We start from the raw sequence: 12,794 nt of genomic DNA on the forward strand, positions 1-12,794 counted from the left end.
TGGCGAGGGCGTCGTGGAAACGACGCTTCTGCCGTTATTTGCGCGCCAGCAATGCCTTAACCAGTTTCTCGTCGACCGCGCCGGTCGCCGGCAGCTTGTTGGCGGTCTGGAAAGCGATGATCGCGTTCTTGGTCTTCCCGCCCATCACGCCGTCGGCACCGCCGGCGTCATAGCCGTTCTTGTTGAGGATGAGCTGGATGTTCTTGACCGCCTTCTTCATGTCGATGCCGGCGGTCGTCTGCGGCGTGCCTTCCTGCCAGGATTCAGGAATGTCCACCGAATTGGCTGTGGCGTTGAGCGGCTTGGCCTTCCACAATTCTGTCGCTGCGCGCGCCCGCTCGAGCTGCTCGGGCCGCAGCGCATTGGCGATCTCGTCGCGCTTGGACGCGGCATCCTTGTCACCGGTCTTGGCGACGAGCGCGAACCATTTGTAGGATTCTTCCAGGTTCTGCTTCATGCCGACGCCCTTGGCGGCGAGGATGCCGAGATTGAACTGGCTGTCTTTGACGCCGAGGTCGGCGGCCTCCTGGAACCAGTGCGCGGCCGATTGATTGTCGGTCACGCCATCGGCGGCCATGGCGAACAGCACCGCCAGATTGTGCATGGCGCTGGCGTTGCCCTGCGCGGCAGCGAGCTGGTACCAGGTCTTCGACTTCTTGATGTCGCGCGCGACGCCGATGCCCTTCTCGTAGAAATTGCCGATGCGGTATTCGGCCGGCGCGAAGCCGAGTTCCGCCGACTTCTCATACCATCTGGCGGCCACAGCCATGTCTTCCTTGACGCCGCGCGACTCGGCGTAGCGGGAGCCGACCTCGAACAGTGCCTTGGCGTCGCCACCGGCGGCGGCGTCACGCAAGGCGGCCGGGCCGGCATCTGCCGGGATGTCGAACTTGGTCGTGGCTGTCGCCGGCGCCTTGTCCATGGGCGCAACGGCGCCAGTCGTGTCGTTGGCCGTTGCCTCGGTCGCGACTGGCGCGGCAGGGGCCGGTTGGGCATCGGCATCCGCCTGCGTACCGCTGGCGATGGCGGCGGGTGCCGGATCCGTCATGGTAGGAGCAGCGGTCATCGGGGCAACCGGCGCCGGCGCGGCCGAAGCCATCGCGTCGGGAGCGGCTGTGCTCGGGCCGGAAGGCACGGCCGGCGCAACCGGCGCCGGAGCGGGCCTGGCGGCGGATGCGGTGTCCGGCATCGCGTCCGTATCGGACGGCATGGCCATGACGGTCTGCGCCGTCATGTCGTCCTTGCTTGCCGGCGCGGATTGTTCGGCCTGCCTGACGGCAGGGGCCGGCGCGATATCTGTCGCCGCCGGCTGGATTCCGGTCTTCGGCTGGCTGGCGGTATCGACAGATGCCGTCTTCACCGGCTGCGAGGCGACGATCGGGGCCGTGTCGTTATTTGCCACCTGGGCGGGATCCGAAAGAAACGCCTTGCCAAGCTGCAGGCCGGCAAGCGCCAGCATGATCGCTGCCGCAGCCATCAGGATCGGCTTGCGCCGCGCCTTGAGCAGGTCGCCTATCCTGAGCGCCTTGACCGGGCCTTTCATCGTCGACTGGCGCTTCAGGGCGTCGGCTTCGGCCGCGGCCGCCTGCGCCGCGCGCCGGGCAGCGGCGATGAAATCCGACTTCGCCGCGTCGCTGTCGCCGGGCTTTGCCGGTTGTCCGCGCTCATCGCGCACGCGCTTCATGATGGCATTGAGGTCGGGCGCGCCGGAGCCGGGCTCCAGCGGGCGGTTGGCGACTCTCGGGTCGAGCGGCTCGTCGAGATCGACACTCGGGACATCGGCGCTCGGCGCCGAGCCGGCCAGCGGCGGAACATCCGCAGGCTTCTTGCCCTTGAAGGCGCGCGCCAGCCCGCCGAACATCGACCTGCGGCCAGCAGGCTGGTCCTTTCCGGCGGTGGCGTCGGAACCGAGTGCGGCCATCGCGGCGGCGGCTGCTGCTTCCGCGGGTGAGCGCGCGCCCGGCCGGGCAGACAAGCCCGTTTCAACGTGCAGTGCCGGCTCGCCGGGCTCGGCGCGCAATATGGCCGTGGCACGCGCGTCCAGATCGGCCATGCCGGTCAGCGGCTGCGGCTCGTCCATTGTCATCGACGGTGCGTTCACGGCCATCTTGGGCCGCCGTGCGCCGCGCCAGCCGCTCGGTTCAGTCGGAGCCGCATCGAGGAGTTCGCTTACCGCTTCGGACGGATCGCTGGTTTCCAGCGAACCCAGCCTGTCGACGATCTTGAGCAATGTATCGTGAATGGCCTCGAAGGTGCGCGAATTGCGCTCGTCGGAACGCCGCGTCAATGTCTCCAGCGTCTTCAGGTCCTGGGCGAGGCCAGATACCGCGGCTGTATTGGTGCTCGTTCCGGCCAGCGAGCGCACCGCGTTCTCAGCCGCCTCGCGTGCGGCACCGAGGATGGAATCGCGGGTCCCGGCCAGCGCTTTTTCGATTTCGTTGAGGCGCGGGCTGATGTCCTCGAAATCCGGCAGCGGCGTGCTGGGCTTGGAAAGATGCGCCGACAGGCCGGCGACCTGCGCCTCCAGGCTGCGGATCAGCGCCGGATCGATGCCGGCCACTTGGGCCGCCGAAGCGTCCAGCCGGCTTGAAATGTCCTCGAGCCGGCTTTCCAGCCCGCGGATCGCCGCCTCGCCGGCGGGATCGGGAGCGCGCGTTTCCATGCGCTTGGCCAGTGCTGTGAAGCGGGCGTCGATGGCGTCCATGATGCCGGCGCTGTCGACCTGCGCCATGCTGCGCTGATCCAGCCGGTCGGCAACCTCGTCCAGCCGGCGCTCGAGATCGCGAAACAGCATGTTGCCCTGTTCGATGGCGTCGCCCTGGCGACGCTCCATCATGCCGGACAGCACGTCGAAACGCTGCTCAAGCCCCTGGAAGATGTAGTCGGCGTCGGGCATGGCCGGCGCCTGATCGATCGTGTCGGCGATCAGCGCGATCTGCTTTGCGAGCCGTTCCATCGCCTGCTCGGGCAGGTTGGCGCGGCCGGCGAGGTCATCGACCCGGCTCGACAGCGTGTTCAACCGGTCGACCACGACATTGCCGGGACGGTCCTGCGCCACTTCCTCGATCTGCTGAGCGAGCGAGTCGATCCGCTTCTCGATGCGCTCGAAGGCTTCGTGGTCGATTGAATTGGCCTGTGCGGCGACTGTCGAGGCTACGATGGCGCGAGAAATCTCGTCCAGCCGCTCGTCGATCATGGCCAGCGTGCCGCCGCCGCGATTGTCCTGCTGGTTGGCGAAATGGTCGACCGCCCCAGCCAGTGTGCGGACCTTTTCCTCCAGCGAACGCAGCGACAGCGATTCCGGCAGGTTGTTGACGGCGTTGCTGATCTGCTCCAGCCGATCGGTCAGGGCCGCAAGGGCGGGATCGTCGGAGCGCTTGCGCTGATCAGCGTCGACGCGATCCTCGAAGGCAGTCCAGCGGCGATCGAAATCGTCCCAGCGGCGGTCGACCTTCTGGACGCTCTCCTCGCGCGCCAGCGTGTCGAGCGCGGCTTTGACCTGCTCGAGTTCCAGTCGCAGCAGGTTGACGCCCCTGTCGTCACTCTTCTCCGACAGCGATTTGATGGCGCCGGACAGCCGCTCGAATTCCACGCCGAGTTCGGCGCTGCCCTTGCCTGTCGCGCCGGGCTTGGCGCTCGCCTGGAAGGCGCGGTCGATGTCCTTGCGCAGCGCGTCGAATTCGCGCTGCAGGCCTGAAGTCACCTGGTGGCGCAGTTCCTCGCGCATGCCGCGCAGCTCGCCCGCGATCTTGCCGACCATGGCGACGCTGTCTTCCTGGCCGCGCACGCGGTCGATGTCGCGCGCGATTGCCTGGTAATTCTGGTCGAAGGCAGGCGAGGGCGCCGAGTTGTGCGCACGCGGTGCCGGCTGCGGATCCTCATACCAGCGCTGCTGGGCCGTCGGTTGCGCGGCGGGATAACGCGGTTCGGCGGCGGGGTAACGCGGGTCGGCGCCATATTGGCGAGGAACGGGCCGTGCCGTCGCGTCCTCACGCGTCTGCCCCAGGCGCTGTTCCAGGGTCTCCAGCGAGCGGTTCAGCTGCTCGAGCGTTGTCTGCGGCTTGCGCTGCCTGCCGGCATTGAGTGTATCGAGGTAGGACCGCTTGCTGTTCATCGGTGCGTCCGTCTTTCAGATTGGCCGGCTTGCGACCAGCTCCCCAAGTCCCTGCCGGAACGAGGCGACCGCGCTTCCATGCCACGGTGGAAGACAAGCTTCCCGGGTTTCACCCCGCGCTCCGAAAAACCGTGAAAATTCGATACAGGATAACCACGGATAGCCGACACGCGCACATTTCGCCCAACGTGGTAAACAACGCGTTAACCAAGCTTAAGAAGTTGCAAGGAAGTTGGCGGTCGCGATTTCCGGTGCGGCATAAAGCACGGTTCTCAGAACGCCCTTGCGTCATGAGGCGGCTATCGGTATAGAATTGACGTAAACGTAAATGGCGCATCAACTGTGCTGTTTTGCGATTTGTTTGTTGAAACCACGGCTGGAAGCAGGCCCCCGCTTCCAGTCAGGCGACGCATGGTCCGGGACCGCGACGCCACCAGACGGGGAAGCCAGTGACCATGAAACTTATCTCGGCCGGCGAGACCGCGGCCAATACCAATAATGCATCCGTCGAAGTCGGCGAGGATCTCTCCCGCATCGGCGAAATGGCCAAAAAGTACGGCGTGACACTGCGCACGCTGCGCTTCTACGAAGACAAAGGCCTGCTCCACCCGCAGCGCGACGGTTCGACCCGTCTCTATACGCGCCGCGACAAGGCCAGGCTGAAGCTGATCCTGCTCGGCCGCAAGGTTGGGTTCTCGCTGCGCGACGTCAAGCAGATGATGGACCTTTACGATCCGAAAGGTTCCAACACCAAGCAGTTGCGGCTGGCGCTGGACAAGTCGGAGAAGCAGCTCGCTCGCCTGCAGAAGCAGCGGGCACTGATCGACGACGCCATCAATGAGCTCGGCGGCTCGATGTCGGCGGTGCGCCAGATGTTGGCCGAGCGTTCGACGCCGCAGGCGAGCGTCGCCAGCTAAGCCACTCTCCGACACTGTCGGACCTTCACCATCAAAGCCGCGTGGCCGTGCCGCGCGGCTTTTCGCTGTCATGGCCTGCTGTTTCGCGCTGACTTGCGCAATGCCGCAACGCTAGGCTCCGCGCGCGTGGCCACGGAATCTTGTCGCATCGAAATATTGACGTTTACGCAAACGTCAATATTTGCTATTGCCAACTTCGACATTGGCCCGCTTGCCGCGCACGGCTTGATTTCGGGGCCTTTATCCGCATGGTGGAGGAAAGCATGCCGATCTACAGGGCCCCGGTCCAGGACACGCTGTTCGTGCTCAACGAGGTGCTGGGCTACCAGCGCTATTCGAACCTTGCCGGATTCGCCGACGCAACGCCCGACATACTGGAGGCAATTCTCGCCGAAGGGGCCAAGCTCGCCGAGAACGTCATGCATCCGCTCAACCGTGTCGGCGACATGGAAGGCTGCGTGCGCCACGACGACGGCTCGGTGACCACGCCTAGGGGCTTCAAGGAAGCGTTCGACCAGTATCGCGAAGGCGGCTGGATGGGCCTGGCGGCTCCGGTCGAGTTCGGCGGCCAGGGCCTGCCCTATGCCGTTCACACGGCGGTGGCCGAATACATGGTGTCGGCCAACATGTCGTTGATGATGTATCCCGGCCTGACCCAGGGTGCGATCGCGGCCATCATCACCCACGGCACCGACGAGCAGAAGGCGACCTGGCTGCCCAGGATGGTCGAGGGCACCTGGACCGGCACCATGAACCTGACCGAGCCGCATTGCGGCACCGATCTCGGCCTGCTGCGCACCAAGGCAGTGCCGAACGGCGATGGCACCTACAAGATTTCAGGCCAGAAGATTTTCATCTCGGCCGGTGAGCACGACATGTCGGACAACATCGTCCATCTGGTGCTGGCCCGTATCGAAGGCGCCCCCGAAGGCGTCAAGGGAATCTCGCTGTTCATCGTGCCGAAGTTCAAGCTCGATGCGTCGGGCAATCCGGGGGCAAGGAACACCGTTTCCTGCGGTTCCATCGAGGAGAAGATGGGCATCCACGGCAATTCGACCTGCGTCATGAACTATGACGAGGCTGAAGGCACTCTGCTGGGCGAGGCCAATGGCGGCCTGAAGGCGATGTTCACGATGATGAACGAGGCGCGGCTCGGCGTCGGCCTGCAGGGGCTGTCGCTGTCGGAGATCGCCTACCAGAACGCCGTCGCCTACGCCAAGGACCGTTTGCAGGGCCGCTCGCTGTCAGGCCCTAAGGCGCCGGAGAAGAAGGCCGACCCGATCATCGTCCATCCCGACATCCGCCGCTCGCTGATGACCATGAAGGCTTTCAACGAGGCCGGCCGCGCGCTGGCGCTGTGGACCGCGATCAAGTCCGACATCGCGCACCGCTCCGCCGACGACAAGGACCGCCAGGCGGCCGACGACTACACCGGCCTGATGACGCCGGTGGTCAAGGGCGTGCTGACCGACAAGGGGTTCGACCACGCCGTGATGGCGCAGCAGGTGTTCGGCGGCCACGGCTACATCGAAGAGCACGGCATGAGCCAGTTCGTGCGCGATGCCCGCATCGCCATGATCTATGAGGGAGCCAACGGCATCCAGGCGCTCGACCTCGTCGGCCGCAAGCTCGGCTTGAACGGCGGCCGCGCCATACAGGCCTTCTTCAAGGAGGTCGGCGAGTTCTGCGAGGAAAACCGCACGGACGAGAAGATGGCGCCGTTCACCAAGGGTCTGAAGAAGGGCCTCAGCGATTTGCAGGCGGCGACCATGTGGCTGCTGCAGAACGGCATGGCCAAGCCCGACAATGCCGGTGCGGCCTCGACCGACTACATGCATCTCTTCGGCCTCGTGGCGCTGGGCTACATGTGGGCGCGGATGGCCAAGGCGGCGCAGGGCAAGACCGGCGCCAACGGTTCCCACTCTTTCCTTGAAGACAACGGGGCGTTCTACGACAACAAGGTCGTGACGGCGCGCTTCTTCATGGAACGGATCATGCCGGAGACCTCGGCCCACCTCGCCCGGATTTCGAGCGGCGCCGATACGCTGATGGCCCTGCCGGCGGAAGCGTTCTAAACTCAACCTCGCTGGCCTGTCTGTCTGTCGATACGCGGAGGAAATCGTGGCGACAAATCCCGCCGAAGTGCTCTCTTTGCCGAAGCCAGCCTGGGCGGCCGACGAGGTCGGCATGCTCTATGACATGGCTATCCGTTTCATGTCGGAGGAGATCGCACCGCGCTACGACGAGTTCGAGAAGAACGAGATGGTCGACCGCGAAAGCTGGCTGAAGGCAGGTTCTGCCGGCCTGCTCTGCGCGTCCATGCCGGAGGAATATGGCGGCTCGGGCGGCACCTTCGCGCATGAGAGCGCCATCATCGAGGCGATCGGCCATGTCGGCGTCGATGGTTTCGGCATCGGCCTGCACAATTCGATCGTCGCCCCTTACATCCTCCATTACGGTTCGGAGGAGCAGAAGAAGAAATGGCTGCCCAAGCTCGCCACCGGCGAACTGATCGGTGCCATTGCCATGACCGAGCCTGGCGCCGGTTCCGACCTGCAGGGTGTCAAGACCCGTGCCGAGAAGGACGGCAACCAATACAAGATCAACGGCTCCAAGACCTTCATCACCAACGGCCAGCTGGCGAACTTCATCATCGTCGTCACCAAGACCGATCCGGAGAAAGGCGCCAAGGGCACCTCGCTGATCGTTATCGAGACCGATGAGGTCGAAGGGTTCGAACGCGGCCGCAACCTCGACAAGATCGGGCTGAAGGCCAACGACACGTCGGAGCTGTTCTTCAACGACGTGCGTGTGCCGACCTCCAACCTGCTCGGCCATGAAGAGGGACAGGGCTTCGTCCAGCTGATGCAGCAATTGCCGCAGGAGCGGCTGCAGATCGGCACCGGGGCGATCGCCATGATCGAGCGGGCGCTGGCGCTGACCATCGACTACGTCAAGGAGCGCAGGGCCTTCGGCAAGGCGATCATCGACTTCCAGAACACCCAGTTCAAGCTGGCTGAATTGAAGACAGAGGCCACCATCGGCCGCGTCTTCTACAATGACTGCGTCACCCGCCACATCAATGGCGGGCTGGATCCGGTAACGGCCTCGATGGCCAAGTACTGGCTCTCCGACCTGCAGGGTAAAGTCGTCGACGAATGCCTTCAATTGCACGGCGGCTATGGCTACATGAATGAATATCCGATCGCCCGCATGTTCCGCGACGCCCGCGTCCAGCGCATCTACGGCGGCACCAACGAGATCATGAAATTGCTGATCGGACGCTCGCTCTGAGCAGCTCTCTTCAGCGAACCCAAGGAGCATGAAAATGGCCGAAGCTTATGTCTATGACGCCGTTCGCACGCCGCGCGGCAAGGGCAAGAAGGACGGATCGCTGCACGAGGTGCCGGCGGTGCGGCTCGCCGCCAGGACGCTCGAGGCACTGCGCGACCGCAACGGGCTGGACACCGGCACGGTCGACGACATCATCTTCGGCTGCGTCGACCCGGTCGGCGAGGCGGGCTCCGTCATTCCGCGTGCCGCCGCTTTCGAGGCCGGCTACGACACCAAGGCACCCGGCATGCAGATCTCGCGCTTCTGCGCCTCCGGATTGGACGCCATCAATTTCGGCGCCGCCAAGATCGCGCAGGGCGCCGATGAAATCGTCATCGCCGGCGGCGTCGAATCGATGTCGCGCGTCGGCATGGGCATGTCCGGCGGCGCCTGGTTCATGGATCCTTCGGTCGGCCTGCCCGGCTGGTTCGTGCCGCAAGGCATTTCGGCCGACCTGATAGCCACCAAATACGGCTTCTCGCGCGACGACGTCGACGCCTACGCGGTCGAGAGCCAGAAGCGCGCCGCAAGATCCTGGGCCGATGGCCGCTTCAAGAACGCGGTCATACCGATCAAGGACCAGAATGGACTGACCATTCTCGACCATGACGAGCATATGCGGCCGTCGACCGACATGCAGTCGCTCGCCTCGCTCAATCCGTCCTTTGTCATGCCCGGCGAAATGGGCGGCTTCGACGCGGTGGCGGTGCAGAAGCATCCCGAGATCGAGGAGGTCAACCACGTCCATCACGCCGGCAACTCGTCCGGCATTGTCGATGGCGCGGCGGCCGTGCTGCTTGGCTCGAAGAAGGCCGGTAAGGCGATGGGCCTCAAGCCCCGCGCCCGCATCCGCACCTTCGCCAACATCGGCTCCGAGCCGGTGCTGATGCTGACCGGCCCGGTCGACGTCACCGAGAAACTGTTGAAGCGTGCCAAGATGAAGCTGTCGGACATCGACCTGTTCGAGCTCAATGAAGCCTTCGCCTCGGTGGTGCTGCGCTACATGCAGGCTTTCGAGATCCCGCACGACAAGATCAACGTCAATGGCGGCGCCATCGCCATGGGCCATCCGCTCGGGGCCACCGGCGCGATGATCTTCGGCACGGTGCTGGACGAACTCGAGCGCCGCGACTTGAACACCGCGCTGGTGACACTGTGCATCGGTGCCGGCATGGGTACCGCAACCATCATCGAACGCGTCTGACGGGGAGAGAACGATGAGCTACGCCAATTTCACCCTCGACATCGACGCCGATGGCATCGCGCTGGTCACCTGGAACAGCCCGGACCGCTCGATGAACGTCTTCACCGAAGAGGTGATGCGCGAGTTGAACGCCATCGTGGACAAGGTGGCCGGCGATGCCGCCATCAAAGGCGCGGTGATCACCTCCGGCAAGGACACTTTCTCCGGTGGCGCCGACATCACCTTGCTGCAGAGGATGCTGACCAGCTTCGCCACTGACAAGGTCAGGGATGTCGAAAAGGCGACCAGGGCGCTGTTCGACAATGCCGGCATCATGACCGGCCTGTTCCGCAAGCTGGAAACCTGCGGCAAGCCATGGGTCTCGGCGATCAACGGCACCTGCATGGGCGGCGCCTTCGAAATGTCGCTCGCCTGCCATGGCCGCGTCGCCGCCGACTCCGACAAGGTCAAGATGGCGCTCCCCGAGGTCAAGATCGGCATCTTCCCCGGTGCCGGCGGCACCCAGCGCGTGCCGCGGCTGACCGACCAGCAACAGGCGTTGCAGATGCTGACCTCCGGCCAGACCCTGTCGCCGCAGAAGGCGAAGGCGATGGGCCTGATCCACGAGATCGCCGAACCGGCGAAGCTGATCGAGACCGCGAAGGCGATGATCAGGAACGGCCTCAAGCCGGTGGCGCCGTGGGACGAGAAGGGTTTCAAGCTGCCGGGCGGGCCGATCTATTCGGCGGCCGGCGCCAATCTGTGGCCGCCGGCCATCGCCATCCTGCGCCGCGAGACCCATGGCAATTACCCGGCCGCCGCCGCGATCCTGAAATGCGTCTATGAGGGCCTGCTGGTGGCCTTCGACACTGCGCTCAGGATCGAGCAGCGCTATTTCACCGAGATCATGCAGAGCAAGGAGGCGGCGGCGATGATCCGCTCGCTGTTCGTGTCGCTGCAGGAGCTGAACAAGGGCGCGCGCCGCCCGGCCGGCGTGCCGGACACCAGGTTCAAGAAGATCGGTATCCTCGGCGCCGGCTTCATGGGCGCGGGCATCGCCTATGTCACCGCCAAGGCCGGCATTCCGGTGGTGCTGCTCGACCGGGATGTGGAGGCGGCCGCAAAGGGCAAGGCACATTCCGACAGCCTGATCTCGGATCAGGTCAAGAAGGGTCGCGCCAGGCCCGAGGAGAAGGACAAGCTCCTGTCGCTGATCACGCCGACGGCAGACTATGCGGACCTCGCCGGCTGCGATCTCGTGGTGGAAGCCGTGTTCGAGGATTCCGCCGTCAAGAAGAACGCCACCGAACAGGCGGAGGCCGTGCTGAAGTCGTCGGCGATCTTTGCCTCTAACACCTCGACCATTCCGATCACAGGCCTGGCCAAGAATTCGGCGCGGCCGAAGAATTTCATCGGCATCCACTTCTTCTCACCGGTCGACAAGATGATGCTGGTCGAGATCATCCTCGGCAAGAAGACCGGCGACAAGGCGCTGGCGACCGCGATCGACTTCGTGCGCGCCATCAAGAAGACGCCGATCGTCGTCAACGACACGCGCGGCTTCTATGTCAACCGCTGCGTGCTGCGCTACATGTCGGAAGCCTACAAGATGCTGATCGAAGGCGTGCCCGCGCCGATGATCGAGAATGCGGCGAAGGCCGCCGGCATGCCGGTCGGTCCCTTGGCGCTGACCGACGAGACGGCCATCGACCTTGCCCAGAAGATCATGAAGCAGACCATCAGGGATCTCGGCGACAAGGCCGTCGACCCCAGGCAGATGGCACTGATCAACACCATGGTCGACGACCACGGCCGCCTCGGCCGCAAGAACGGCAAGGGCTTTTACGACTATCCGGCCAAGCCCGCGAAGAAGAAGCTGTGGCCGGGGTTGAAGGACCTCTATCCGCAGCTCGCGGCCGAGAAGGTCGACTATGAGGAGCTGCAGCAGCGCCTGCTGGTCACCATCGCGCTCGAAGCGGCACGCGTGATGGAAGAGGGTATCGTCACCGACCCGCGCGAGGCCGATGTCGGCTCGATCCTGGCCTTCGGCTTCGCGCCCTATACCGGTGGCGCGCTGTCCTATATTGACGGGATCGGCACCAAGCAATTCCTCAAGATCGCCAAGGGCCTGCAGAAGAAGTATGGCGCCGAGTTCAAGGCGCCCAAGCTGCTCATCGACATGGCCGAGAAAGGTGAGACCTTCTACGAACGCTTCGATCGCCATGCGAAGGGCGATGTGAAGCAGGCAGCCTGACATATGTACGTCTGGGCGCGCATGGCGCGCATGCTGGCCGCGGCGCGCAGGCGTGGTCCCTATCTCATGGGCGGCGAAGGCCGGCTGGCCTTTCGCTGCCTGCCGACCGACATCGACTTCAACATCCATCTCAACAATGCGCGCTACATGATGCTGGCCGACCTTGGCCGCATCGATCTGTTTGTCCGTGCCGGCCTCATCACGCTGGCGAGGAAAGAATGGCTGGGCGCCGATGATGGGCGGGCTGCAGGCCGTCTACGCCCGCGAGATACGGCTGTGGCGCCGCTTCGAAGTGGTGTCCTCGATCGAGACCTGGGAAGGCACCCAGGTCATCGGCAAGCACCGCTTCGTCCTCGACGATGGCGAGACGGCCGCCCTGATCCTGACGACGGCCGGCGTCTATGACCGCCAGGCGCGCCGCTTCCTCGACATTGACGAGGTAGTCGCCGCGCTTGGCCGTGCGGTGAACCCGCGGCCACCGACAGAGGCGGAACGGATTTTCATGACGTCGCACCAGGGACTGCGCGGCCTGGCCAAATCGTCCGGCTGATCAACCCGTCGGCGAGCAGGGTTCGATCGACTTTCCCAAGCCAGGCGCGGATGGTACATTAGTTACCGCTAACGCAATGTTAGCGGAGGAGTAATCATCATGCGTATGATGCTGAAAGTTTCCATCCCGGTCGAGGAAGGCAACAAGGCGATCAAGAACGCAGCATGGGCAAGTTCATCGAGCACACCCTGTCCGATCTCAAGCCGGAGGCTGCCTATTTTGCCGCTGACGGTGGTTGGCGGACGGTCTACCTTTTCCTCGAGGTGAAGGACAGTTCGGACATGCCCTATGTCGCCGAGCGGTTCTTCTTCGCCTTCAATGCCACCGTCGAGCTGATCCCGGTGATGAACGTCGACGAGCTCAAGAAGGGCCTGCCGAGGGCGATGGCCGCATTGGCCGGATAGCTTATCCGCAGCCTTGGCCGTGACATAGTGCCGTCGTTG

Annotated in this window: 7 protein-coding genes and 1 pseudogene; 7 read left to right on the forward strand and 1 reads right to left on the reverse strand. The window is 64.4% G+C overall.

Annotation, left to right across the window (positions count from 1 at the left end; translation table 11 throughout):
- Positions 1 to 34: 34 nt before the first annotated feature.
- Positions 35 to 4,114 (reverse strand): peptidoglycan-binding protein, encoded by a 4,080-nt coding sequence (locus O7A60_RS10855; RefSeq protein ID WP_337106239.1) that lies wholly within the window; start codon positions 4,112 to 4,114, stop codon positions 35 to 37.
- A 455-nt stretch (positions 4,115 to 4,569) separates the two neighbouring features.
- Between O7A60_RS10855 and O7A60_RS10860 the strand changes: the two genes are divergently transcribed.
- The 7 genes and pseudogenes from O7A60_RS10860 to O7A60_RS10890 all read left to right on the forward strand — a co-directional run bounded on the left by O7A60_RS10860 (position 4,570) and on the right by O7A60_RS10890 (position 12,755).
- The gene (locus O7A60_RS10860) at positions 4,570 to 5,031 is read left to right on the forward strand and encodes a MerR family transcriptional regulator (RefSeq protein ID WP_084636389.1); all 462 of its coding nucleotides are present in this window, start codon (positions 4,570 to 4,572) and stop codon (positions 5,029 to 5,031) included.
- A gap of 263 nt (positions 5,032 to 5,294) precedes the next feature.
- Positions 5,295 to 7,106, forward strand: a complete 1,812-nt coding sequence (locus tag O7A60_RS10865) for an acyl-CoA dehydrogenase (RefSeq protein WP_337106240.1) — start codon at positions 5,295 to 5,297, stop codon at positions 7,104 to 7,106.
- Between the two features lie 46 nt (positions 7,107 to 7,152).
- Positions 7,153 to 8,325 (forward strand): acyl-CoA dehydrogenase family protein, encoded by a 1,173-nt coding sequence (locus O7A60_RS10870; RefSeq protein ID WP_337106241.1) that lies wholly within the window; start codon positions 7,153 to 7,155, stop codon positions 8,323 to 8,325.
- Between the two features lie 34 nt (positions 8,326 to 8,359).
- On the forward strand, positions 8,360 to 9,568 hold the full coding sequence (locus O7A60_RS10875) for an acetyl-CoA C-acetyltransferase (RefSeq protein WP_337106242.1): 1,209 nt from the start codon (positions 8,360 to 8,362) through the stop codon (positions 9,566 to 9,568).
- 13 nt (positions 9,569 to 9,581) lie between these two features.
- Entirely contained in the window at positions 9,582 to 11,801 is a 2,220-nt protein-coding gene (locus tag O7A60_RS10880) for a 3-hydroxyacyl-CoA dehydrogenase NAD-binding domain-containing protein (protein ID WP_337106243.1), read from the forward strand.
- Positions 11,802 to 11,804: 3 nt separating this feature from the next.
- Positions 11,805 to 12,351 (forward strand): annotated as a pseudogene (locus O7A60_RS10885) (thioesterase family protein).
- A gap of 164 nt (positions 12,352 to 12,515) precedes the next feature.
- Positions 12,516 to 12,755: a hypothetical protein gene (locus O7A60_RS10890; RefSeq protein ID WP_337106244.1), complete on the forward strand. Its 240-nt coding sequence runs from the start codon at positions 12,516 to 12,518 to the stop codon at positions 12,753 to 12,755.
- The last annotated feature ends 39 nt before the right edge of the window (positions 12,756 to 12,794 follow it).

The organism is Mesorhizobium salmacidum (SeqCode), assembly GCF_037179605.1.
GTDB classification, from domain to species: Bacteria; Pseudomonadota; Alphaproteobacteria; order Rhizobiales; family Rhizobiaceae; genus Mesorhizobium; species Mesorhizobium salmacidum.